Consider the following 25114-nt stretch of genomic DNA (forward strand, 5'->3'; position numbering starts at 1 on the left):
ATTGAAGTGAGGAACATGACAACAACTAAAATTGCAATCTTTGGAGTAGGACTTATAGGTGGTTCATTGGCTTTATGCTTTAAAGGTAAGCCTGGAATTACGGTGGTGGGGCATACCCACCGCCCCGACTCCATTCATAAATATATGAGTAAGGGTGTCGTTGATACGGCTACTCTCTCGATGGAAGAAGCAGCATTAGATGCTGACTTTATTTTTTTATGTGTACCCGTTGGCAATTTAGAAGATTATTTAGAGCGTTTGAGTAATTTGCCATTGAAGAAAGGCTGTATTATTACAGATGTAGGAAGTACGAAGGCTAGTGTATCTGCTGCGGCAGAATCGTTGCACTTGCAAGATGTATATTTCATCGGTGGACACCCCATGGCTGGTTCAGAACGTTCAGGCGTAGAAGCTGCGTCAGTGTTATTATTCGAGAATGCGTATTATGTATTGACTCCACCTGCGGATGTGCCAGAATCTGTGTATGACTCATTAGTAGAGCTGTTGTCTTATACACGTGCGCAGATTGTAAGAGTAGAGCCTAAGCTTCATGATGAGATCGTCGGGGCGATTAGTCATTTACCCCATATTATTGCTGTGGCTTTAGTTAATCAAATTCGTGATTATAATGACACTAATTCCTTGTATCGCAGATTGGCTGCAGGCGGATTTAGAGACATCACACGGATCGCATCAAGCGACCCTGTCATTTGGCGAGATATTTTGTTGAATAACAATGATGTGATGCTACGTTTGCTTCAGGATTGGAATGAAGGGATCACCTCCTTTATTGAGCTACTTGAGAATAAAGATGGACAAGGGATTGAAGGAGCCTTCGCGAAAGCAAACGCCTTCCGTAGTGAGCTTCCAGAGAGAGGCAAGGGGATGATTACACCTTTATTTGATCTGTATCTGGATGTTCCGGATCATCCGGGTATTATCGGTCAGATTGCAACGGAGTTAGGTGTGAATCAGGTCAACCTTAGCAATATGCAAATTATTGAGAGTAGAGAAGATGTTCCTGGCGTAATGAGACTTTCTTTCCGAGTTGAAGACGATATGGAGCGGGCGAGAACCCTTCTGCAAGAGCTGAAATACATGGTGTACGTATAGCCTATTTTTAAGGCGATGTATACGGTTTCAAAATGTTGTTGACAGAATGAAAACGGATACATTATAATGAACTTACAGTATGGTTTCTCTCCACTCCTATCCAAATACTATATTGCTCTATAATGAGCAATGGCCGCTAATGTAGCGGTCTTTTTTTTGTTCTTTAATCGTGACGAACGATTAGTAATCTCGGCTCAATTCAAAAAACGAATGCAAGAAAAATAGCAGTGTAGGAAGATCGCTACGATGCCGGATTGTTCTTCCGATCGCTGTTGCCCTCGGATTTCTTGATTATATACCGCTTATAGCGGTATAAATCCGAGGGCAAAGCGGATGCTTACGAAGTAGCTTTCCTACGGAAAACTTGTAGGCGAGCGCTAACACTTCTACAGAACAATTCCGCCCTCTTCGCTACTCTCTGCATAATTTGTTTTTGTGCAAATAGTTGGATTGTTTTAAGGCTCAACACCAAAATCAGTGCTTGACAAATGTATCGAGTTGATAAATGATCGCTACGCGGATGGATTGTCCTTCCGATCGCTGTTGCCCCCAAATTTTTTTGAATTTACCGCTCTTTGCGGTTAAAATTCAGGGGCAAAGCGTATGCTTTCGAAGTAGCTTTCCAAGGGAAAGCTTTTAGGCGAACGCTACGCTTCTCCACGACAATTCCATCCTCTCCGCTAGGATCAGCATAAAATTCTATTTTCAGCAAACGCTGATTATGAATTAGAACCCTTAAAACGTGTTAGCTGGTAAGAACGACTATATCCCTTTGTTCTTCTCATGGTTCGACATGCCAGATTACCGATTCTGCACCGTTGACTACTTTCTTGGTTGTTACTCAATGGGGTTCATTTTTTTTGTTTTTCGATTAAAATACTGTTTATGCAATGCATTTGTACAATAAAAGAGCCCCAGAAGGAGCTCTTGGGTACTTGATTTTAAAATTACTGTAAAATATACTTTCCTGTTCCTTTATATTTATTAATTTTAACTCACTAGTGAAGCATGCTTTTATCTAATTCTAACCTCATCATAATCTCCCTTTAAGGTTAATTCTCTAATACATAGACAACCCCTGTTAATACATATGTTACCTTGCTGGCGTGAGTGCTGACAGGGCATTTTTTTTGTTTTGGTAAGGAAAATTTTCCTCACCAGTGATATAGACTACATTTACACAATATCCTAAATGAATTATATTCAACAAGCTATAAATGTAAATAAATAGAGGTAATGAATATGGATGTAAGTTAATTAATTCAATACATAACCGGGATAAGTAATCTACATCTATGATGTAAAGGAGTGGGATAGTGCAGATTGCGAGAAATCTCTATCTATTATGTTTATTGTTGCTTTTGTTACTAATTGTTGGCTGTAATTCTAAAGGTAATTCAGAAATTCTTTCAGTTGAAGATAGTGCCTTGATAGTAACACCCGAGAAAGTAAAGGTTGAAGATCAAAAGAACGAAATAATAATCTCTTATGAGCAATTTTCAGATTTGTCAGGAAAATTAGCGAAGGACATTAGAATACCAGGCTTTAAACTTAGAAATACTCCTATATATCCGTCTATAATGTTAGTCGATAAGGATATAACCTTTGATAAAAAGCAAAGCATTACTGTCGATGGAACTTTAGATGATTTAAGATCGACTGAACAATTACTTATTTATGAGAACGACAACCAGACCATGCAGATTCAGATTAAAATAGCATATACATCTGTTGTCATTGGGAATGAATTAGTATCATGGAATCTTTCAAGTGGATACGAGAGTACCAGCAAGGAACTATCAAACAATATAGATCTAGCTACTTTGACATATAAAAATATTATTATTACCATTTTACAGAATGCCAAAGATCGCACAGAGCTAGAAATCACAAAGGGTGCTATTAGATCTGTAATTAAGTCGCTTAAAAATTTGCATTAAACAAACAACCGTTAAGAACACCAAAATGTATAGGAATAATCAGATGGAATATATCTTGATTCTTATAATATAAGTGGGTTTGGAGTAATTGGAGGCTCTGTATCTGGTATTGTTAGTGATAGTGGTCTTAACTATTATATAGCAAAATTAATTAACTGGGCTAGCTGTCTCTACATCAGGTACATTTCCGTGGGTACCCTAATATTTGTGTTATATTTTTTGGAGGTGTTAAATTTTGAATTATTGTTTGTCTAATAATCCTTCTTTAATTTTTAATTATCTCATATATCTAGATATGACTTATATCGAAGAAAAGCATAATGTATCTAAAGTTCTACACAAGGATTTCCTTCATTTGTCTCAACAATATTGGGAAAGGTTAATTCTAGGTTTTGTTCCTAATTCTAATGACTGTACAAATAAAGATTTTGTAGAGTGGGATCTTACACATATAAAAGATAGAAATATAAACATAAGGTCTTTATTTGTGAATGAGGACTTTTATGAGAATTCATGGAATGATTTTTTTGATATTTGGTACACAGAACCAAATAGCTTACAGTACAAATTAGATACACTAACTGGCGAATCTATACCCGTTATCGGAGATCTACTTATGGCTAAATGCGAAATTGAAGGATTAAAGTTGGACAGAAATTTAGCTATTCAAGTATTGTTTGACGAAAAACCTTTTTTTAATGAAAATATACAAAATAAGAACTTCATTTTTGCTACCTTAGAAGAATTTCAATCTCAAGCATACGATCTAATTATAGATAGAATCATTAACGTATTAAGGAAATGATGGATTGTCAAGCCAAGTGCAACAGGGTTTCCGTGAATGATTTGTGAGTGGTCTTCCAACTGAGGCCTTCTCTTGGCTTGTTGTTAATGAGAGTGAGGGCCCTTGCCAGCTCACCATCATCATCTCTGCTTTAAAAAATAACTCACCTATGAGGGGCCATTTCCGTTCTCATTGGAACCAACCACGCTGCCAGGATGAATTGGGATCAGGCATTTTAATTCCCGTATACAGTCGTGTCTTTCGTTCGATGAAGGTCGCAACACAAGCCTTACTTTTCCCACGGCTGGAGACTATCGTATTAAGCTCCCTATGTCCGAATATCTCGGGGGATCGAATTTAAAAAAGGAACTTCAAAGTTTAGTTGAAAAACTTACAGTTTCAGGATAGGAGTCTCCACACCTATCCTGAAACTGTATTGCTCTAAGAGCAATGGCCCATAATGTAGCGGTCTTTTTTTTTCTTCATCGTAACGAGAGATTAAGAATACTATTTGTTGATATTACCCACTACCAGATAACTGACGAATTTTTATCGGCTCTAATTCATAATCAGTGCTTACAGAAAATAGAAATCTATGCTGATCGTAGCGGAGAGGATGGAATTGTCGTGGAGAAGCGTAGCGTTCGCCTTTGCCCCTGAATTTTTACCGCAAAGAGCGGTAGATTCAAAAAAAATTGGGGGCAACAGCGATCGGAAGGACAATCCATCCGCGTAGCGGTTAATAAAGAAATCTGAGGGCAACAGCGATCGTAAGAATAATCCGTCATCGTAGTGGTCTTCATTCACCTGTCCTTTCAAGCACTCATTTTAGTATTGAGCCAAACGAATTTGGAGTATTTATTTTTTACACTTGCTTGTTATATATATATGCGATATATTGCATATATGAAATGATAGAAGATGCATGAAGGAGGTAGAACATGCCTATTCCTAATGATTTTTTGGCACCGAATAGAATGTCTGCTAAAGAAAGAGCATTATCACAAATTCAAAGATGGATCATTGATGGAACGCTACAACCTAAGGAACAATTAATTGATGCTGATTTAGCTGAAGCACTAGGGGTCAGTAGAACACCTATTAGAGAGGCACTGCTACTACTTGAAGCACAAGGGCTCGTTGAGGTACATCCCGGTAAAGCTACAAGAGTCAAGGATATAGAAAAGAACGACATTCTAAAAATGTATCCTGTTCTTGCCACTTTACATGCTTTAGCTGCTGAATTAACAACTTCGCTGATTCTACCGGAACAGATTGAACAGTTAAAGGCGCTGAATGCACAGTTCTCAGAGTCTATAGAAAATAATGAACCATATCAAGCAATGGAGTTCGATGAGCAGTTTCACAATCTTATAGTAGAGATCTCAGATAACATGTATATTTCTTCGTTTAGTTCATCAATACAAATTCATATTCGTCGATTTAAGTATGTGTTTCTTAAGCAACACGAGACCAACACTTATAATTCTGTTCAGGAGCATGCTGCCATTATTGAGGCAATGGAGAAGCATGATGAGGCTAAGGCTTCTACAATCATGAAGCAAAATTTATTGAGACCGATGAGTGAGTTGTACACCTTAATTTAAATTCTGAATGGGAGTTGAGTGGAACGATGACGGTTAAAAAAGATTTGCGAACACGCAGTAAAGATATAAGTGAAGGTGTAAATCGGGTTCCTAACCGTGCAATGCTTCGGGCTGTTGGGTTTACAGATGAGGATTTCAAGAAACCGATGATCGGTGTAGCAAGTACATGGAGTGAAGTCACGCCTTGTAATATGCACATTGATGTATTAGCCCGTGATGCAAAAAAAGGTATTCAAGAACAGGGCGGTGCTCCGCTCATCTTTAATACAATCACCGTATCAGATGGTATTTCTATGGGACATGATGGAATGCTGTTTTCTTTACCTAGCCGCGAGGTCATTGCAGATTCCATTGAAATTGTCGTGAATGCTGAACGCTTTGATGGATTGGTAGCCATTGGGGGTTGTGATAAGAATACTCCGGCTTGTTTGATGGCTATAGGAAGGATGAACATCCCTTCTGTCTATGTATACGGAGGAACGATTCAACCGGGTAAGATTGATGGAAAAGATGTGGATATCGTAACTGCTTTTGAAGCCGTTGGGCAGTATCATCAAGGGAAAATAAATGAGGAAGAGTTGCACAAAGTTGAATGTAATGTCTGTCCTGGTGCTGGTGCTTGCGGGGGAATGTATACAGCGAACACGATGGCTTCGGCTGCTGAAGCTCTAGGTATGGCTTTGCCTGGGTCTTCATCGACACCAGCGATCTCGCCTGGGAAAGCTGAGGAATGTATACGAGCAGGGGAGGCTATTCTAGGGCTTCTAGAACAGAATATTCTACCAAGAGATATCATGACCAAGAACGCATTTGAAAATGCGATTACCGTGGTTATGGCACTTGGAGGATCGACGAATGCTTTTCTTCACTTACTAGCCATTGCTCATTCCGTTGAGGTAGATCTAACATTGGACGATTTTGATAGAATCCGGTTAAGAGTTCCGCATCTAGCAGACCTAAAACCAAGCGGTAAGTATGTGATGCAGGATCTTAATGATATCGGTGGTGTGCCGGGGGTTATGAAATTATTGTTGGAAGAAGGTCTGTTGCACGGGGATTGTCTGACGGTCACAGGTAAAACAATAGCTGAGAATCTGGCTTCCATTCCTCCGTTACAAGAAAATCAACAAGTGATTCGTTCCTTTGATAATCCTTTGAAAACGACTGGACCGTTAGTTGTATTAAAAGGTAATCTTGCACCTGATGGTGCTGTAGCTAAAATGTCAGGTTTGAAGAATCTTCGTTTTGAGGGACCTGCTCGTGTTTATAATAGTGAAAATGATGCAACGGATGCGATCGTTAAGGATGAGATCATTAAAGGGGATGTTGTTGTTATCCGTTATGCAGGTCCGAAGGGTGGACCAGGAATGCCGGAGATGCTTTCTCTGACAGCTTTGCTAGTAGGCAAGGGATTAGGTGGAGAAGTAGCCCTAATTACTGACGGACGTTTCTCAGGGGGATCACATGGTTTCGTTGTAGGACATGTTGCGCCGGAAGCACAGGTTGGAGGTCCAATTGCACTATTAGAAACGGGTGATTTGGTCACCATTGATAGTGAAACACAAGAACTGAAATTTGATGTTACACCCGAACAATTGGAAGCTAGACGAAAGAATTGGATTAAACCTAGCCCAAGGTTCACATCAGGCGTCTTATCGAAATATGCGCGATTAGTATCTTCCGCTTCCAAAGGGGCAGTAACGGATTTAGATATTTAGGAAACAAATTGAGTTCGAAGTATATGAATTCAGTTATTGGGTTAGGAAGTTGATCTCACCCAATAACTGGCACTTGGTTTAGACACCTGAAAGGGTGTCTTTTTTGTTTGTAAAGAGGGATATATAGCTTTTAGTGAGTATTATAATGGAATAAGTACAAAGTGGTTTACATATTAGTGTAATAGGAATATAATTACATTATTTCTACATGGAATTAAAAGGTTTATTTAACAAAATAAGTGTAGGAGGAGTGTGGATGAGATGAATGATAGAAGTCAGAAGATAAGCAATCCCCTAACCATTGTCGGTATTTTTGCTGGGTTAGCGGAAGTGGCAGGTACGGTTGCCCTAGGCCTAATTGCGCAGGATATTCAAAAAGTATTTATTTGGTTTGTAATGCTTTTTCCTATTATTTTAGTGCTTGCTTTTTTTGTTCTATTATGGTTTAAGCCACAGTCTTTATATGCACCGAGCGATTATAAGAACGAAGAGAATTTTGTTAGTATCATGGACAAGACCAAATCGGTAAAGGAACAAATTGAAGAGGCTTTACAATCTGTGAACAACTCAAAGTTAGAGTTACAGCAACTAGCAGAAGGTGAAGCCATCGATAAGAATCAGAAGGAACAAATCATAGCGAATAACAACGAATATTTGGAAGGGCTTACAAAAAATTTAATAAGCATCCAAGAAACAGTGACAGACCTTACGACGAGTCCATTGAATGAACTTCCATTCCTTACTGAAAGTGAATTTGAGATTTATCTTATAATATCTCAGAATCCACGTATACCTGTAACGGATCTTTGCGAAATAGCTGGGTCAAGCACTAAATTTATACAGAATAAACTCAAGTCACTAATTGACATTAACATCGTAAAGGCAGAGTTAATCAATGAAGTATCATTATATAGCACTGTTTAAAGGTGCTAACTGTAAGCTTCCTTGATTCCTAGGCAGTGAAGCCACTCGAAAGAGTGGTTTTTTTGCGTAATGGTGCATATAAATAGAATGAACTAAGGTTGCGTTTGTCTTTGGTTCATTCTATCTGTATAGATTGAATGCATTGAAATTACGAGCCGAATCTCTTAAAATATCATAATAACGACTATAGAAATGATTATGTTCGTAGATTATGATACAATGAAAAGGTAATTTTGTTATTTCAATGGGAATTTTGTCAATACATAGACTTGGAATGTCGAATTTTATAATTTATAGCTAGCGGTTATACCGCAACTTTTGCGTGCCTGCTTCGGTCCTATTTTTGATGTGGATAGAAGCGGGGATAAGCGAATGGATGGGCGAGGAGGGCGCACTCAGATGACGGATTCCCAACTGATCCGAGAAATAAAAGAGGGCAACGTCGAATTATTCTCAGAATTAATGAGTCGTTATCAACGGAAAATATTGGCTTTTGTATACCATATGTTGAAGAGTTCTAATATGGAGCTCGTGGCAGAGGATCTTTGCTCTGAAACTTTCTATAAGGCGTTTCGTAGCTTGAATACGTTCAGAGAAGTGGATGCTTCTTTTTCTACTTGGCTATACACGATTGCTCGGAATACAGTACTCAGTGAACTTCGGAAACAACGTAGTAGTAATATTTCATTGGATGAAAGTGGGTATGTTCCTGTTGCACCAAGTGAGGTAGCACCTGAACAGGCTATTCTACGTAATGAAAAAGTGAATCTAGTTAGAAATGCCATTAATAGTTTACCGGAAAAGCAACGTTCCGCATTGATACTACGTGAATATGATCAACTAGACTATCAAGAGATAGCTAAGATACTGGATCAAAGTGTGAGTTCTGTTAAATCCTTGCTTTTTCGTGCGAGATCAAGTATAAAGGTTCAAATGGAGCCATATTTTTATGACCATATTTATGAAGAATATGAAGGGATGACAAGCAGATGAAATGCTGGGAGGCTCAGGAATTATTCGGGTTAATGTGGGATTTGCCAGTAGACGACCCGAGACGACTGATGTTGCAACAACATTTGTCGACCTGCAGCGATTGTGCGGCTGAATTTCAGTTATGGGAAGAAAGCCATCATCTGATCCAAATTTTGAGTGATGAAGAAGTCACAGACACACAACTGGAAACAATGAACCGTAATGTTATGGACCGAATATACCGTGAGTCACCTTGGCTTATTCAAGATCATAGCAAACCGTTTGAGGTATCTGGTATTACTCGAAGACATCTGTCGATGTGGATTGCAGGATGTTTAATGTTGTTCCTCGTTAGTTTCTTGTTTTTTATGATGATGGGGAATCCATCTCCAGAAGAGACACCTTCTGCGAATGGAATTCTACCGACTGGAATTGCTGGAAGTTCAACCTTGCTGCAACAACAAGAGAAACTTAATCTTCCTGATCTGAATAGTGGAATTATTGAACCTCTTGTCGTTACTATGGGTCCCTCGCACCCACAATATTGGATGTTGTTATCCATTCTAAGTGTGGCTCTGGCATTGTTTTCTTTAAGAAGATTAAGTCGTATTCGAAGGTAGTATATACCTTATTTATATTAAGGAGTGACAACGATGAGAATGGGCTTAATCCGGCATGGTCTGACGGACTGGAATGTGTCCGGCAAAATTCAAGGGCAAAGCGATATTCCTTTAAATGAAGAGGGTAAGAGGCAGGCTATGGCTCTTGGAGAGCGCTTATTGATTGAATCTTACCAGTGGGACTATGTCATCAGTAGTGGTCTATCACGAGCTGTTGAGACGGCAAATATCATTGCTACCAAGCTATCTCTACCTATGTTAGAAACGGATGAACGTCTGTTAGAACGGTCTTTCGGACAAGTAGAAGGATTCACAGCGGAGCAACGGGAGAGCACATGGGGTAAGGAATGGAATCTTCTAGAACTAGGACAAGAGAAGAACGAAGCCATTCAAGCCCGTGGGTTGGCATTTATGGAAGAGATGTGGGAACGGTACCCAGATAAGAACATACTTGTCATCAGTCATGGAGGTTTCTTAGCACAGCTTTTTACTGCGCTCTATAAGGATCAGTATGTGGAGAGAATCGGTAATTTATCGCTTACGATTCTGGAAAAGGAAGACCTGAAATGGATGCCACTTCTATATAATTGTACGCGTCATTTACTGGAGAGTCCGAAATAACCCAAACGTTTGGGTTATTTTTTTTGTGAACTTGGAATAAAAATTGAAATAAATCCCATAATGGTAGTAAAACGGCGAGGACGATCACCCATGAACCTAGCGGATATGCTCACGTTTGCTGATATTGGTCAATTGACAACTATCGCAAGCCACTACCATTGCGAGTGTAAGCACAATTCGAAGCATGAATTGATTCAGAGTATCTTAGTGACTTTGAATCGAAATGACTTTATTGGGCAGCAGATTAAGAGTCTCTCTGTAGATGATCTGCGATTTCTTAACGCTATTTTATTTGAGAGTCGTAGTTACTTTAATGTGGAAGAATTAATTGCTATTATCAGGCAGACTTCTTTTACCGTTGCTGAAGGCAACAATTTAAAGGAACATCCGAAGGCTGCTAGTCCTCGTGAAGTCATTGCTCGTTTCAAGAAGAGTGGTTGGATATTTAATGGCATGACCCCCAGCACTAAATATTTGTTTCAAGTCCCTAGGGATTTGAAGGAGCGCTTCCGCAAAGAATTGGCAAGTTACTTGAGAAGTACAATTACAGTCGTAGGAGAACCATCTTTCTATCGGGAAGAGCAGGGACTTCTTGCTGAAGATTTATTGTTTCTACTACGGTATGTGCATGAACAGTCGGTTGAACTGAATTTAGAAAGCACGATGTATCGCAAATATCAACAGCAACTTATGGAATCCTTTCATATTGCTGAACCTCTTCTTAGTAAAGGGGGATGGCGATTTGGTTACGGAAGGACTTCTCATATGTATCCAAGCAGATTAGCGTTGATGTACGATTATGCACTTCACATGGGATACATGGATGAGCAAGGGAATCAATTGCAGTTGACAGCGAGAGGAATGGAAAGGTTAGAACAAGGTAAGAGCGAGGCTATGGTCCAAATATTTCGATATTGGTTAAGGCTTTATAAAGCTTCCATTCCGAATATTACATCCCTAGTGTATTGGATTGGACATTGTGCAGATGGTTGGGTCACGTTAGATTCACTCCACAATGCATTAGGGTGGTTAATCAAACCTTATTATTACGATACCCCTGAGTCCATGATGGAGCAGCGCATTCTTCAGATGATGGTGCATTTAGGGCTTATCCGTAGAGGTGAAAGTGAAGTGGACGGTACGGTATTTCGGATGACCTCTTGGGGAAAGATGGTTGCTGAGAATTGTCCGTTCTTGGTAAACGATAGTACACTGTAATCCTTGAATTGACAATTGATCAGCCTGTTGTTACAATCACTTCCAAGTTGAGGAGTGGAGTGATCATTCATGTTAATTCCATACGGTAATAAGGTGCCTAAGATTCATGGTTCTGTATACGTTGCCGAAGGTGTAAAAATTATTGGTGACGTCGAAATTGGTGAAGATTCAAGTGTGTGGTTTAATAGTGTGCTTCGTGGAGATATGGCGCCTATTATCATTGGTAAACGCTGTAATATTCAAGACGGTACTGTAGGGCATGTCAATACCGAGCAGCCGCTTATTCTAGCGGATGAAGTTTCCGTTGGACATGCCGCCATTATCCATGGATGTACGATTGGTAAAGGTACATTAATTGGAATGGGGGCGATTATATTGAACGGAGTCGATATTGGTGAATATGCTTTAATAGGTGCCGGTTCAGTCGTAACAGAGAATACAATAATTCCACCCTATACTCTTTCCTTCGGTACACCCGCAAAAGTAGTTCGGGAGTTGACAGAGAAAGACTTAAAGAGAATGTCAGTAACCATGCAGAACTATGTGGGCAAAGGAAAAGAATATAGGTTCTCTTAAACATTCGTTTGGAGGTGCATCCTATTGGATAAGTTGAAGGTTACTTACGAGGTAATGTTAGGGCTAGCGGCTGAGATGGTCTGGGACGATGCAGTGCGCAAATATCGAAGTGTAGAGTTGTATAAAGAAATCGATCAGGCACTTGCTTCAGGTGATGAGAAGGCCTTTCGTCATTTAACAGATGAACTTAAATCTTTGGGTTGAAGAAATGCATTGTTGCATTTCTTCTTTTTTGCGTTAGAATGGACAATTAGAATAATGATCGAAAGGATGACTCCAGTGAAATTTAGTGAAATAGACGAGGGATCATGGCCAGAACTGCAGCCATACTTTGACACTTGCCTCATACCCTTCACAGGTCTAAGTGGGCTAGAATCCCCTATTGAAGCAACAGCAGCTTTAGAGAGATTACGTGATTTTTTGGATATAGTAGAGCGACGTTACAAAGGTAGAATGGTCACTTACCCTGCATTTCATTATGCTGAACAAGGAAATTATCAATGTTTAAATGATCTTTGTCACCATCTGAAAAGAAATGGTTATAAATATGTGGTGATCATGACGGCAGATGTGGATATGAAGCAGTTGGATTTAGTTGAAAGCGCTCTAGTTCTATCGCAATTCAACATGGAGAAAGATGAAGCGCTTGCAGGGAAAAAGCTCTCCGATATTGTACAATCTGAAATTGAGAATTTGTGGAAAAGTAAAGAATAAAAACAAATGTGACAAAAAATCGAATTCTAACATGATATAATAGCTAGGTATCTATAAAAAAATGGGTAGATATTCTTGACGGTCTTTGGGCGCTCATATATTATTAATGTGTTGTGGCAGTTCTGTGACAAAAATCATTGAAATATTAAAAGAGTTGGCTGACAAAGGGGGTTGAAGACATATGAACAACCAAAATGACCATGAAGAAGCAGCGCATAAGCCAATTAGTCGAAAAGAGATGTCCCGTCGACAATTTCTTACTTATACACTAGGTGGTGCGACTGCGTTCATGGCTGCTGGTGCAGTTCTACCTATGGTACGGTTTGCTGTTGATCCCATTCTGCACAAGAAAACGGAAGGGGAATTTGTGAAGGTGGCAGAGGTTGCAAAAATTACAGATGAACCGCAAGAATTTTCTTATGAGCTGAAACAGCAAGATGGATGGTATGCGGACACAGCAACATTGGTAGCTTGGATACGTAAGGATGAAAAAGGTAATATTTATGCGTTGTCCCCTATATGTAAGCATTTGGGCTGCACTGTAGGTTGGAACAACAATAAGACTTACCCAGATGAGTATCACTGTCCTTGCCATGGAGCGCGTTATACTAAGCTTGGTAAAAATTTATCCGTTGCACCTAAACCGCTGGACACGTACAAAATTAAGATTGATAAGGGTTGGGTTTATCTGGGTGGAGTCGAACCAAATACTGAAGTGAAATAGGAGGCGTATTCCGATGTTTAAGAATGTCTATAATTGGATTGACGAGCGTCTCGATATCACTCCGATATGGAGAGACGTAGCGGATCATGAAGTTCCGGAACACGTAAACCCGGCCCACCATTTTTCCGCATTTGTTTATTGTTTCGGGGGACTGACTTTTTTCATAACGGTCATTCAAATTTTATCAGGGATGTTCCTGACGATGTACTATGTACCAGATATTATGAATGCTTACGCCAGCGTAGAATATTTACAGACCAAGGTTGCGTTTGGTCAAATTGTACGCGGAATGCACCACTGGGGAGCCAGTCTGGTTATCGTAATGATGTTCTTACATACAATGCGAGTCTTCTTTACAGGCTCTTACAAAGCTCCTCGTGAAATGAACTGGGTAGTAGGTATGCTCATATTTTTCGTAATGCTTGGATTAGGACTAACGGGTTACTTGCTACCGTGGGATAACAAAGCCTACTTTGCAACAAAAGTTACGATGGAAATTGCGAATTCCGTTCCTTATTTAGGTCCTATTATGAAAGAGTTGATGCAAGGAGGTACAATTGTAGGAGCACAGACGCTAACTCGTTTCTTTGCACTACATGTATTTTTCCTCCCGGCCGTGTTACTGACCTTGTTGGTAGGACACTTTATTATGATCCGTAGACAGGGAATTTCCGGTCCACTATAAGAAGGGAGGAATATTGATGGCACACGGCAAAGATTCGAAAGAAAAAGTTGTGTTTGTAGGTGACTCGCGTGTGCGAAAAGGCAATGGCTTTATCACACCGCCTGACTATACGGCTTATCCTGGTAAATCAGAAGCTTTCATCCCAAACTTTCTATTGAAAGAGTGGATGGTTGGAGTTGTTGTTCTTGTGGGTTTTCTAGTCCTCACCATTGCAGAACCGGCACCACTCGGCTTTCCTGCTAACCCGAGCGCATCCGTTATTCCAATGCCAGACTGGTATTTCTTGTTTCTATATCAATACTTGAAATTGCCATATGCTTCAGGGGATTACGTTGTGCTTGGTACACTCGGAGTATCTGGAATTCCATTTATTGCGTTATTGCTAGCGCCATTCTTGGATACTGGAAATGAACGCCGTTTCTACCGTAGACCTATCGCTTCTTCACTCATGATCTTATCGTTATTAGCGGTTACCTTCTTGACTAACACTGCATGGACTCACTATAAACATGAGCTTGAAGCGACAGGACAGATCCCTGAGGATATTCAACGTGAAGAAAAAGCAGCGGAAAATCATGCTAAGGGACTTCCGACTACAAATGCTAAACAGGCAGCTGTTGTAGCTATTGTAGATAAAGAGGACAAAGCTATGGAATCCTACAAAAAGGCAGGTTGTATCACTTGCCATGCTGCAGATATGAAAGGTGCTTCTGGACCTTCATTACGCGGTATAGGTGATGTGCATGATAAAGATGCGATCCTAACCATAATTAAAGAAGGCTATAATGGCAAAATGCCTCCACAATATGATAGTGCGATTGCTGCCGGTCTAACAGACCAAGATGTAGATCATCTTGCAGAATGGCTTGCGAAACAAAAAGCAGAAAAGTAAAATATAGTTATGCAGAGAAATCTGGTCGTTTAATGCGATCAGGTTTTTTTTGGAAGGATGGTTTAACCTAAGCTATTACAATGCGGGAGGTACATAAGTGTCAATTTCTTATTTTTGGAGCCGCTCCTTTTTGATGAATCGTTATTTTTTGTGGCTTCTATTCATTTTTAATTTTGTGGGAACGATTTATGGTTACATTTGGTATGACGGACAAATGGCTTATACCTTGGAGAATTATGCCGCGTGGCTCATCGTATTTGTACCTGATAGTCCCACAGCTAGTTTGTTTTTTAGCATTGCGATATGGGGACTACTATTTCCTCCGAAGATGAAGATGGGAAGAATGGTTCTTCATCTCGTTGAAGCGTTAGCCGTCATCACGTCTGTAAAGTATGGATTATGGGCGAGTGGCATTATTTTTGCTGGTGTTGCGGAAGGAAATACGATGGTATGGCAGGATTGGATGCTCGTGGGCTCTCATACAGCAATGGCCGTTGAAGCATTATTATATGTACGTTTTTTTAGCTTGAGGGCAGGAACACTTATAGGGGCTGCTGCATGGACTCTATTAAATGATACCGTGGATTATACCTATGGTGTGTTTCCATGGTTACCAACGGAGTTGGAGGATCATATCGGCGCTGTACGTAACTTTACGGTGGGCTTGACTTGTTTTAGTGTAGCCGTGTCTTGGCTAACCTTGAAGCTTTCACGTCGTCATTAGCGCCTAATTTCTTGGACAAATAGAAGTGAGATATAGCGCTTAATAGTTCTACAACCATCCCTCTTACCATAGATTTACGGTAGGAGGGATGTCCCATGTTATGTAGAAGGTTAACCCGTCCATCGTTATGGGTACTGGTAATCCTTTTATTCTCTGTTATTCTGAGTCCAGTGAGTATGTACGGAGAGGGAAAGTTAGATTTAGACAAGAATAAAGGTACATCGTTGCCTTTGCAGCAGGCGCAGACCTTAAATGCAGCTACAGAAAGATTGTATCGGTATGTGCTCGAAGGTAATACGGAAAAAGCGCTACAAGAAATTAAGCAGATTGAAACGGTATTCGAATCTTCATCTTTCCAAGGGTTAACGAAAGTTGAAGGCGTTCACGTACTAGCAGAATGTATTGTGGAAGTGAAAGAGGCTACAGCTCAAGCTCAACTTCATCCTGAGCAATGGCTGAATGCGTCAGCCAAGCTGCGCCTGGCTGTGGATAGTCTAAGTCATCCTCGTCAGCCACTTTGGTTGCAGTATTACAAAGTTGTAAGTGAAGATTTGAATGCGATGCAGAAGACTTTAGTTGCAAATAATCGGCAAGCTTTGAAACAAGCTTATGATAGTCTGCAAGGTCACTATGAGCTCATTCGACCTTCTGTAGTCATTCAACGTGAGCCTTACGAGGTTCGTACAATAGACTCTTGGTTATCATACGCTGGAGGCTTATCCTCCTCAGGCACGTCAGAGACGGTTGATATACGAAGCATGCTTGAACAGGGTGAGGAACTCTTGAATGAACTGTTTGGCAAGAAGAAGGATGAGTCTGCTTTTGCATCATTGAGTGAATTTAATCTTCCATGGAGAGGAACTATATTTGGCGGAATATTTATATTGGTCATCCTGATCTACGTCGGTTATCGGAAATATCGTGGGGAACAAGATAGAATCAGAAAGGTTCCGCCCAGATCATAAATAAGGGACTGTCCCATAAGTAGATTAATCTTCTGACGAGACACCTGGTCTTCTAGAAAAGAGACTGATTCACTAGAAATAGCAGGTCAAGGGAGTTATCCTTAACCTGCTATTTTGAATTTCTGGTCAATTGTGGATTGCTTCAATAGATTATGGGCGAGCGAAAGCCACTCGAAGCGTTCGAACTGCTCTTTTCAGCGGCTTATCTTTTGGACTTTCCAAAAGTCGGTTTTCAAGCTGTTGAACGCTGTCTCTAGCTTATGACTTGTAAGCTCATCTTGCTCACCTAGCTCACCAAGATCCTGACCCTTGTATTCCTGATCTTCATATTTTTGCGTTTCTTCGATGGTAGCAAACAGGGTCTGTACTTTCTCCTGAAGCTTGGTCCTATGTTTAACGACGGCTTTGTCCCAGACAAACGTGTATCGGTTCGCATTGGCTTCGATCTTGGTACCGTCCACAAAGTAGTGTTCCAACGTGACGTAGTTCTCTTCGATGAAAAACTCAAGCACGGCGGTGAATATCGTCTCAAGTACGTCTTTCATCGGCTGAGAGCGAAAGCGGTTAATTGTCCGGAAGTCCGGACGCTGTCTTCTGGCGAGCCACATGAAGGGGATGTGTTCCCGTACAGCTTTGGCGATAAGTCGTGAAGAGTAGATGCGCTGAGTGTGTGCATAAATGATGACTTTAGTGAGCATTTTGGGGTGATAGCTGTCGCGACCACCACCGGGGTAAGTTACAGAAAATATAGTGTCGTCCAGCCGATTTGCGGCGATGTTAATGAGGCGGTTTCTATGTGTATCTCAAGAAAAAAATTGAACATGCGTTGATGGAAGCAGCGGAGAGGACGGAACGATTTCGGAAAAGAGGCAGCGGTCGCCTAAAAGCTTTCCGAAGGAAAGCTACTTCGTAAGCATATGCCTTGGTCTCCGAATTTCAACCGCTATGCGAGTTTAATTCAGAAATTTGGAGACCACAGCGATTGGAGAAACGATCCGTCGTCGGAGCGACCGGCCAGAACACTTAAACTTCTCGCACAAAAAAAGAAAGAAGCTATTCCTATCCATTTTAAATGACTTATGGTACAGCCTCTTTATTAGATAAAGTATTACAGGTTATTCTTCTCGAAAGCCTTCGCCATGTACATCATGCACATCACTGATGATTACGAATGCACGAGGATCAATCGACCTTATCAGGATGCTCATTCGCCGAATTTCTTGTCTTGCCACTACGCAATAGGCCATGTGTTTGGCTTGTTTAGAATAAGCCCCAATTGCAGGAATTAATGTAACTCCTCGATCCATTTCAATGTTGATTAAATCTGCTATTTCGGGAGCATGGTCACTGACAATGGTAAATGCTTTGGCCGCGTATACCCCTTCCTGAATGAAATCGATGATTTTGGAGGTGATGTAGACTGCAACTAATGTGTATAATATTTTTTCCTTCGGTATGTACAATAGAGATAAACCAATAATGATAATATCAATAACTAGAATGACTTGCCCCATTCGCCATCCGAACTTACGATTGCATATTCTAGCTAGAATATCAGATCCGCCTGTCGTGCCGCCAAACCGGAAAACAATTCCAAGTCCAGCACCTAGTGTTACCCCTGCATACAGAGAGGCAAGAATATAGTCATATTGGGTCTCAAAAGGTGAGATGAGTCCGTTCTGAATCATTTTCTCGAATAGCCATAGGAAAAATGTCAGTGAACCGATCCCAACTCCCGTATAGATCATCTGTTTACCGCCAAGTATTCTCCATCCTATAATGAATAGGGGGACGTTAAGGATTAACGTAGATAGTGATGGAGGAATTTGATAAGCATAATTAAGCAAGATGGTGATGCCTGTAACTCCACCTTCCATTAACTGATTGGGGATAATGAAATAGAGCAGACCGAATGCATAGATGGCTGTCCCTAGAATAATGGGTAGGATGGTTTTGAGCTGAGTAAACAATTTGGATGAATTCATAGAATACCTCGCATTTATCAGAAGTAACAGCAACGGATCATTCTAACTTGATCATTCTAACTTGATCTTTCTATACCATTGTACCCTATATATTAAAAAAAGATTTGTTTTCAAAATAGCTTTAATATAACATATGAAGTAAAATAAATTGCGGGAAAAATTAGGGTCTAATTAGTCATAATCTGATTCCTACACAAAGGAGCGAAAACTCATCGTGGAAAAATCTTTGGCAGAAATGCAACGAGAAGTTGATCGTTACATTTCACAATTTGAAGAAGGCTATTTCAGCCCTTTGTCCATGCTTGCAAGGATGTCAGAAGAAGTGGGTGAGTTAGCGCGTGAAGTAAATCATCAATTTGGTGAAAAGCCTAAAAAGGATAGTGAAGATGAGAACTCTATAGAGTTAGAGTTAGGTGATATTCTGTTTATTACTTTATGCTTCGCTAATTCATTGAATATTGATCTTAGTGCAGCCCATGATTCTGTTATGCATAAATTTAATACCCGGGATGCAAGCCGATGGACGAAAAAGAACACGGATCAGGTCTAATAAACATATGCTGTACTAAAACCCATTTAAAGATGTAAATGGGATAGGGATTCTAATAAGACTGAATGACTTATAGATTTATAAATATAGAAAGAAAGTAGGGATATAAATGTCAACTCCAATTAAGGTGGCCGTTATAGGCGCTGGAGGACGTATGGGTAAAGAAGTTGTCAAGTTGGTGTTGGAAGATCAAGAGCTAGAATTAGTTGCTGCGGTTGATCGCTCAGCTGGTGAAGTGGATGCTGGGAGTTTAGTTGGATTACCTGCATGTGGTATTACCGTAACTTCAGATATGGAGCTTGCATTCGTAGAAGGGAAACCAGACGTGATGGTGGACTTTACAACACCGCAATCGGCATTTATTAATACCGAATTAGCTATTAAGCACCGTGTGCGTCCAGTAATAGGTACGACAGGGTTCACACCTGAACAGATCAAGGAATTGGACAAGCTGTGTATAGAAAAAGGAATTGGCGGTCTAATTGCTCCAAACTTCTCGATCGGAGCTATACTCATGATGAAATTTGCTGCACAAGCAAGTAAATACTTCCCTCATTTAGAGATCATTGAGTATCATGGAGATCAAAAACTTGATGCGCCATCGGGTACGGCAATTAAAACGGCTGAAATGATCGTTGAGGGCCGGAAAGAACTACGTCAAGGAAATCCAAATGAAGAAGAGATCATTGAAGGATCACGTGGTGGATATTATGGTGGATTCCGAATTCATAGTGTGCGTCTACCGGGTGTGTTTGCCCAACAGGAAGTTATTTTTGGAGGATTTGGTCAGACGCTAAAGATACGTCATGATTCATACGAACGTGCCTGTTACATGCCAGGTGTGAAGCTTGGAATACAGAAGGTAATGGAATATACGGGTATGATATACGGATTTGACCACTTCATTGATTAAACAGGGGGAGACTAGAATGATGAAAATAGCATTTATTGCCCACGATAGAAAGAAAGACGAAATGGTTAATTTTGTTATTGCATACGAAAGTGTTTTTGAAGGAATGAAACTATATTCAACGGGTACGACCGGACTACGTATTATGGAACATACGAAATTGGACATTCATCGCTTTATGTCTGGTCCTCTCGGTGGGGATCAACAGATCGGAGCCTTAGTTGCTCAGAATGAAATGGACTTAATTATTTTCTTGCGCGATCCATTAATGGCTCAACCTCATGAACCAGATATTAATGCGCTTCTGAGACTATGTGACGTACAAGGAATTCCACTTGCAACGAATATTGCTACAGCTGAAATTCTAGTGAAAGCTCTAGATCGAGGAGACTTCGCATGGCGGGAGCTTGTGCATAAATATAAACCAACTAGTGATGACCTATGAGTGAGAAATTAGATATCCTTATATTTGGTGCACATGCTGATGATGCAGAGATTGGTATGGGTGGGACCATTTGTAAGCATGTTGAAGCTGGGTTGCGTGTAGGAATTTGTGATTTAACGGCTGCAGAGATGTCATCCAATGGAACGGTGGAACGCCGTAAGCAAGAAGCGGATGAAGCAGGTAAAGTATTAGGTTTAACCTCACGTACGAATCTAGGCCTTCCAGATCGTGGCCTTTTGATTAACCAGCATAATATTGATTGCATAACGGCAGAAATTCGTCGACATGCACCCTCAATTATATTTGCTCCTTACTGGGAAGATCGACATCCAGATCATGTAGCCTGTAGTAAGCTCGTGGAGGAAGCGGTATTTAACGCTAAATTGCGTCGGTATATGCCGGACAAGCCTGCGGTAACAGTGGAGCAGTTATATTTTTATTTCATTAATGATTGGGTAAAGGCAGATCTGATTGTAGATGTCTCTGAACAGTATGCCAAAAAGGAACAATCGTTGCTATGCTATCGTTCACAATTTGAGATAGAAGACGAAGATCATGTGTTTACACCACTCAATCAAGGATATATTGAGCGTGTTAATTACCGTGATCGATTGGTTGGACAACGCAAATTGGTATCTTACGCGGAAGGCTTTGCGGTTAAATCGCCGTATTTGCTTGATCACTTTAACATATAGGTCTCCTTCCATACATAAATATGGGGTTAGTTATTGCGAGATGGAAAGGGGCGGCGCTGCTTGAGTCAATCATTAAAAATTGGAATTACATGTTATCCTTCACTCGGTGGGTCTGGTGTTGTTGCAACTGAATTAGGTAAATTGTTGGCTGAAAAGGGTCATCAAGTTCATTTTATTGCGCACAGTATACCTTTTCGATTGGGGACCACATTTCAAAAAAATATATTCTATCATGAAGTGGAAGTTAGCGATTATTATGTGTTTCGTTATCCTCCCTATGATTTATCTCTAGCTACCAAAATGGCACAAGTAGCCAAAATGCAGCAACTAGACATATTACATGTTCATTATGCAGTACCGCATGCCGTATGTGCTTTTCTAGCCAAGCAAATGGTAGGTAGCCAGCTGAAGGTGGTCACCACACTTCATGGAACGGATATTACGGTATTAGCGCAAGATGAATCATTGAAAGATCTTATTCGTCTAGCGATAAATGAAAGTGACGGAGTAACGGCGGTATCTAATGACCTCATCCGAGAAACAAGGGAAGTTCTAGATATTAGTCGAGATATCGATTTAACATACAATTTTGTTGATAAAAGAGTATACTATCCGCGCGATACATCAGCATTACGTGGCGATTTCGCTAAACCGGAAGAAAAAATATTAATGCATATTTCTAATTTTCGTCCTGTTAAGAGAGTATCTGATGTGGTAGATATTTTTGCTAAAGTGAATGAAAAGGTTCCCTCGAAATTACTGTTTGTAGGTGAAGGGCCAGAGCTTCCTAAAATTCAATGTAAAATTAATGAATTAGGGCTTCAGGATAAAGTTCATTTTCTTGGTAAACAAGATGAGATTGCACAAGTGATTTCACTCGCAGACGTTCTCCTTCTTCCATCTGCCAAAGAAAGCTTCGGACTTGTTGCGTTAGAAGCTATGGCCTGTGGAGTACCTACAGTAGGTTCTCAAGCAGGGGGGATTCCTGAGCTTGTCATCCATGGAGAGACGGGCTTTCTGGCCCCAATCGGAGATGTGGATCAGATGGCCAAATATGCCATTCGATTATTGTCTGATGAAGATCTAGCTCGTAGAGTTAGTGAAGCTTGTCTTAATCGTGCATGTGTAGATTTTTGCGACAAGTTGATTACGAAACAATATGAAGAAATCTACTATCGTGTATTGGGGCGTGAAGTTCCGAAGCTTGATCCGGTATGGAGGTAGTCACTATTGGTTAAATGGAATTATGCGGACCCAGCAATGGCCGAGCAGAGTGAGCGTGTTCTTCAAACGCTACTACATCATGGGTATGAAGCTTATTGGGTTGGTGGATGCGTGAGAGATGAACTGATAGGACGTCCAGTTCATGATATGGATATGACGACATCGGCTCTACCTGATAAGATGATTGAATTGTTTGATCATACGGTGCCTACTGGAATCAGTCATGGTACGATTACAGTTCTATTACATGGACATGCTTTTGAGGTGACCACTTTTCGTGTAGATGGGACATATGAGAATCATCGACGGCCTGAAGAGGTTACTTTTGTTCAGGAAGTTGTGGAAGATCTAAGACGTCGTGATTTCACAATGAATGCTATTGCTCGGGATGTTAAGGGACATTATATTGACCCCTTTGCAGGACAGCAGGATGTTGAGCGAGGGATCATTCGCTGTGTTGGAGATCCAGAAGAACGCTTCGAGGAAGATGCCTTGAGGATGGTAAGATGTGTTCGCTTCGCATCTGTCTTTGATTATAGGATAACGCACAATACGTGGAAGGGCTTGTGGAAGAAAAGGGATAAGCTGACATTTATAGCGATGGAACGTATTCGTGTGGAGCTAGAGAAGGTGATCGCAGGAAGTTATCCCCTTAAGGGATTAGAATTGCTAGGACGTAGTTCACTGCTATCATTTGCTAAAGTTGCTGTGGATTGTAACCGATTTGATCGGATGCTTGTTCGTCTCATGGACAGTATTCCCAGTGATCAGGTAAATCTGAGATGGACACTTCTTCTTTACTCGGGTCGCTTCACAGTTCATGAAGCAGAGCAGTTACTAAGAAATTGGACATTTACGAAACAAGATAAAGAGCATATTTGTGACATTCTGAAGATGGATGAAGAGGTCAAAGTGCTTTTTAATATAAGTGAAGCTATCCAATGGCCGAGTTCCATGAAGGAACAACGATTGCAATGGATGTCATTAGTTCTGAAATTCGGATTGTTAACGGTGAAGCGATGGCTAGAGCTTCGTACCATCATGGCGAATGATCTAGATCATGAAGTTAAGGAATGGTTAGGTTTATTCTCGCAGTGGAATTCGGAGATGAAGGCTTTTCATCTGAAGGAACTGGATATAACAGGTCGTGAAATCATGATGCTAAGTCATCGATCAGCGGGTCCTTGGCTCGGTCAAGTTCTTAATCATCTTTTGCTTCAGGTAGCCGTGGGCGTTATTAGTAATCATAAAGAATCGTTGATTCGAGAAGTAGAGAGGGTGGATAACAATCATGGCTAATGACTCATTATTGGACATCCTACTTCAGAGACCTGATGAATTTATCTCAGGTGAAGAAATCAGCAGGAGATTAGAGATTAGTCGCACAGCTGTGTGGAAACAAGTGAACAAGTTACGAAATGCGGGATACGAATTTGAGGCTGTTCCTCATAAAGGCTATCGTATGATCAAGAAACCGGATCTCTTGGACACGGTTACTCTGATGAATAATCTGAATACATCAATAATGGGAAGTCGGATTAAGGTGATGAAGAGCACAACCTCTACCCAAGATCAGGCTCGCAAGATGGCAGAAGACGGTGCAGCTGAAGGAACGCTAGTCATTGCAGAAGAACAGACAGGCGGTAAGGGGAGAATTGGTCGTAAGTGGTTCTCTCCATATGGTAAAGGCATATGGATGAGCCTAATCTTAAGGCCACAGCAGCCACTTCAATTTACGCCTCAGCTCACATTGTTGACCGGTGTAGCAGTATGTCGAGCCATTCGAAAAATAACTCACCTTGATGTAGGTATCAAGTGGCCTAATGATCTTTTGCTGAATGACCGAAAGGTCTGTGGTATTCTACTCGAATCTGCTGCAGAAGATGAGATTGTGCGCTATTGTATTGCTGGAATCGGCATTAGTGCAAATTTAGATCGAGAAGATTTCCCGGAGGATTTGCAGAACATTGCTACGTCCTTAAAGGTACAAAGTGGTGTTGCTGTGGATAGGACAGTTCTTATCGCTTCAATTATGGAAGAACTGGAATCGTTGTATGAATTGTACCGTCTGAAAGGCTTTCAGCCTATTGCATCCTTATGGGAAGCGTCATCGGTTACACTTCATCATCAAGTGGTTGTAAATACCCTTCAAGGTCGTCTGGAAGGGATAGCTAGAGGTCTGGATCCAAGTGGAGCATTACTTGTAGAGACAAGCAGCGGAGAAATTGTACCTGTCATTTCGGGAGATGTGAATCGGATAAATTTATAGGTGAAATTGAACATGGATTTTGATATAATATTTGCGAGGCGACATCGATCATAGTAATCGGGCTGCACTCATGTTGTGTTGTAACTATCTGGAACCATTGTTTAGGACATGATGTACCGTTGGATTCTGCTCTGAGCCGAAAGGACCGAGACAGAAGGGACGAACGCAAGTGACTCTTTTTTGTGCTTTCGGACCTTTTTAGCGGAGATGCTAAAAGGTTTTTTTTGTTGTTCAGAAGA

The 25114-nt window shown here is 40.7% G+C and carries 26 protein-coding genes and 2 pseudogenes; 25 read left to right on the plus strand and 3 right to left on the minus strand.

Annotation, left to right across the window (positions count from 1 at the left end; translation table 11 throughout):
* Window positions 1-15: 15 nt before the first annotated feature.
* The 3 genes from UB51_RS05530 (at window position 16) to UB51_RS05540 (ending at window position 3858) form a co-directional block, all read left to right on the plus strand.
* The gene (locus UB51_RS05530; protein ID WP_044876449.1) at window positions 16-1113 is read left to right on the plus strand and encodes a prephenate dehydrogenase; all 1098 of its coding nucleotides are present in this window, start codon (window positions 16-18) and stop codon (window positions 1111-1113) included.
* Window positions 1114-2429: 1316 nt separating this feature from the next.
* Complete coding sequence (locus tag UB51_RS05535) at window positions 2430-3053, plus strand: hypothetical protein (protein WP_044876450.1); 624 nt, start codon at window positions 2430-2432, stop codon at window positions 3051-3053.
* 235 nt (window positions 3054-3288) lie between these two features.
* Window positions 3289-3858: a hypothetical protein gene (locus tag UB51_RS05540; RefSeq protein ID WP_044876451.1), complete on the plus strand. Its 570-nt coding sequence runs from the start codon at window positions 3289-3291 to the stop codon at window positions 3856-3858.
* Between the two features lie 7 nt (window positions 3859-3865).
* Here UB51_RS05540 and UB51_RS29560 read toward each other — a convergent pair.
* Window positions 3866-4179 (minus strand): annotated as a pseudogene (locus tag UB51_RS29560) (IS30 family transposase); the annotation flags it as partial.
* A gap of 599 nt (window positions 4180-4778) precedes the next feature.
* Here UB51_RS29560 and UB51_RS05545 point away from each other — a divergent pair.
* The 15 genes from UB51_RS05545 (at window position 4779) to UB51_RS05615 (ending at window position 16797) form a co-directional block, all read left to right on the plus strand.
* Window positions 4779-5444, plus strand: coding sequence for a GntR family transcriptional regulator (locus UB51_RS05545; RefSeq protein WP_044876452.1), 666 nt, complete (start codon window positions 4779-4781; stop codon window positions 5442-5444).
* Between the two features lie 26 nt (window positions 5445-5470).
* Window positions 5471-7162: a dihydroxy-acid dehydratase gene (ilvD, locus tag UB51_RS05550; protein ID WP_044876453.1), complete on the plus strand. Its 1692-nt coding sequence runs from the start codon at window positions 5471-5473 to the stop codon at window positions 7160-7162.
* A gap of 261 nt (window positions 7163-7423) precedes the next feature.
* The gene (locus UB51_RS26230) at window positions 7424-8086 is read left to right on the plus strand and encodes a hypothetical protein (RefSeq protein WP_052675763.1); all 663 of its coding nucleotides are present in this window, start codon (window positions 7424-7426) and stop codon (window positions 8084-8086) included.
* Window positions 8087-8485: 399 nt separating this feature from the next.
* Window positions 8486-9079, plus strand: coding sequence for an RNA polymerase sigma factor (locus UB51_RS05560; RefSeq protein ID WP_044876454.1), 594 nt, complete (start codon window positions 8486-8488; stop codon window positions 9077-9079).
* Window positions 9076-9678 carry an anti-sigma factor family protein gene (locus UB51_RS05565; protein WP_044876455.1) on the plus strand — a complete coding sequence of 201 codons (603 nt, stop codon included), beginning with the start codon at window positions 9076-9078 and terminating at the stop codon, window positions 9676-9678. The genes UB51_RS05560 and UB51_RS05565 overlap by 4 nt, the downstream gene beginning before the upstream one ends.
* 33 nt (window positions 9679-9711) lie before the next feature.
* The gene (locus tag UB51_RS05570; protein WP_044876456.1) at window positions 9712-10299 is read left to right on the plus strand and encodes a histidine phosphatase family protein; all 588 of its coding nucleotides are present in this window, start codon (window positions 9712-9714) and stop codon (window positions 10297-10299) included.
* Window positions 10300-10389: 90 nt separating this feature from the next.
* Window positions 10390-11517: a hypothetical protein gene (locus tag UB51_RS05575; protein WP_044876457.1), complete on the plus strand. Its 1128-nt coding sequence runs from the start codon at window positions 10390-10392 to the stop codon at window positions 11515-11517.
* A 69-nt stretch (window positions 11518-11586) separates the two neighbouring features.
* Window positions 11587-12093 (plus strand): gamma carbonic anhydrase family protein, encoded by a 507-nt coding sequence (locus UB51_RS05580; RefSeq protein ID WP_044876458.1) that lies wholly within the window; start codon window positions 11587-11589, stop codon window positions 12091-12093.
* 24 nt (window positions 12094-12117) lie between these two features.
* Entirely contained in the window at window positions 12118-12297 is a 180-nt protein-coding gene (locus UB51_RS05585) for an IDEAL domain-containing protein (RefSeq protein WP_044876459.1), read from the plus strand.
* Between the two features lie 75 nt (window positions 12298-12372).
* A complete protein-coding gene (locus tag UB51_RS05590) occupies window positions 12373-12807 on the plus strand; it encodes a DUF2487 family protein (protein WP_044876460.1) in 435 nt (144 codons plus the stop codon).
* A 181-nt stretch (window positions 12808-12988) separates the two neighbouring features.
* Entirely contained in the window at window positions 12989-13531 is a 543-nt protein-coding gene (locus tag UB51_RS05595; RefSeq protein WP_044876461.1) for a QcrA and Rieske domain-containing protein, read from the plus strand.
* A gap of 13 nt (window positions 13532-13544) precedes the next feature.
* Window positions 13545-14216 carry a menaquinol-cytochrome c reductase cytochrome b subunit gene (qcrB, locus tag UB51_RS05600; RefSeq protein ID WP_044876462.1) on the plus strand — a complete coding sequence of 224 codons (672 nt, stop codon included), beginning with the start codon at window positions 13545-13547 and terminating at the stop codon, window positions 14214-14216.
* Window positions 14217-14232: 16 nt separating this feature from the next.
* The gene (locus UB51_RS05605; RefSeq protein ID WP_044876463.1) at window positions 14233-15108 is read left to right on the plus strand and encodes a menaquinol-cytochrome c reductase cytochrome b/c subunit; all 876 of its coding nucleotides are present in this window, start codon (window positions 14233-14235) and stop codon (window positions 15106-15108) included.
* 97 nt (window positions 15109-15205) lie between these two features.
* Window positions 15206-15832: a DUF1405 domain-containing protein gene (locus UB51_RS05610; protein WP_044876464.1), complete on the plus strand. Its 627-nt coding sequence runs from the start codon at window positions 15206-15208 to the stop codon at window positions 15830-15832.
* Window positions 15833-15927: 95 nt separating this feature from the next.
* Entirely contained in the window at window positions 15928-16797 is an 870-nt protein-coding gene (locus UB51_RS05615; RefSeq protein ID WP_044876465.1) for a sporulation protein YpjB, read from the plus strand.
* Window positions 16798-16968: 171 nt separating this feature from the next.
* Here the strand turns inward: UB51_RS05615 and UB51_RS05620 are convergent.
* A pseudogene (locus tag UB51_RS05620) lies at window positions 16969-17579 on the minus strand (transposase); the annotation flags it as partial.
* 333 nt (window positions 17580-17912) lie between these two features.
* Window positions 17913-18782, minus strand: coding sequence for a YitT family protein (locus UB51_RS05625; RefSeq protein WP_044876466.1), 870 nt, complete (start codon window positions 18780-18782; stop codon window positions 17913-17915).
* A gap of 214 nt (window positions 18783-18996) precedes the next feature.
* On the opposite strand from UB51_RS05625, the gene UB51_RS05630 reads away from it, so the two are divergent.
* The 7 genes from UB51_RS05630 to UB51_RS05660 all read left to right on the plus strand — a co-directional run bounded on the left by UB51_RS05630 (window position 18997) and on the right by UB51_RS05660 (window position 24875).
* Complete coding sequence (locus UB51_RS05630; protein ID WP_044876467.1) at window positions 18997-19332, plus strand: nucleotide pyrophosphohydrolase; 336 nt, start codon at window positions 18997-18999, stop codon at window positions 19330-19332.
* A gap of 109 nt (window positions 19333-19441) precedes the next feature.
* Entirely contained in the window at window positions 19442-20245 is an 804-nt protein-coding gene (dapB, locus tag UB51_RS05635; RefSeq protein ID WP_044876468.1) for a 4-hydroxy-tetrahydrodipicolinate reductase, read from the plus strand.
* A 16-nt stretch (window positions 20246-20261) separates the two neighbouring features.
* The gene (mgsA, locus tag UB51_RS05640) at window positions 20262-20687 is read left to right on the plus strand and encodes a methylglyoxal synthase (protein WP_199924988.1); all 426 of its coding nucleotides are present in this window, start codon (window positions 20262-20264) and stop codon (window positions 20685-20687) included.
* On the plus strand, window positions 20684-21382 hold the full coding sequence (bshB1, locus tag UB51_RS05645; protein WP_044876469.1) for a bacillithiol biosynthesis deacetylase BshB1: 699 nt from the start codon (window positions 20684-20686) through the stop codon (window positions 21380-21382). The genes mgsA and bshB1 overlap by 4 nt, the downstream gene beginning before the upstream one ends.
* 60 nt (window positions 21383-21442) lie before the next feature.
* Entirely contained in the window at window positions 21443-22606 is a 1164-nt protein-coding gene (gene bshA, locus UB51_RS05650) for an N-acetyl-alpha-D-glucosaminyl L-malate synthase BshA (RefSeq protein ID WP_044876470.1), read from the plus strand.
* A gap of 6 nt (window positions 22607-22612) precedes the next feature.
* Complete coding sequence (locus UB51_RS05655) at window positions 22613-23905, plus strand: CCA tRNA nucleotidyltransferase (RefSeq protein WP_052675764.1); 1293 nt, start codon at window positions 22613-22615, stop codon at window positions 23903-23905.
* Window positions 23898-24875, plus strand: coding sequence for a biotin--[acetyl-CoA-carboxylase] ligase (locus tag UB51_RS05660; protein ID WP_044876471.1), 978 nt, complete (start codon window positions 23898-23900; stop codon window positions 24873-24875). Before UB51_RS05655 ends, UB51_RS05660 begins: the two co-directional genes overlap by 8 nt.
* The last annotated feature ends 239 nt before the right edge of the window (window positions 24876-25114 follow it).

This window comes from Paenibacillus sp. IHBB 10380 (assembly GCF_000949425.1).
GTDB lineage: Bacteria > Bacillota > Bacilli > Paenibacillales > Paenibacillaceae > Paenibacillus_AQ.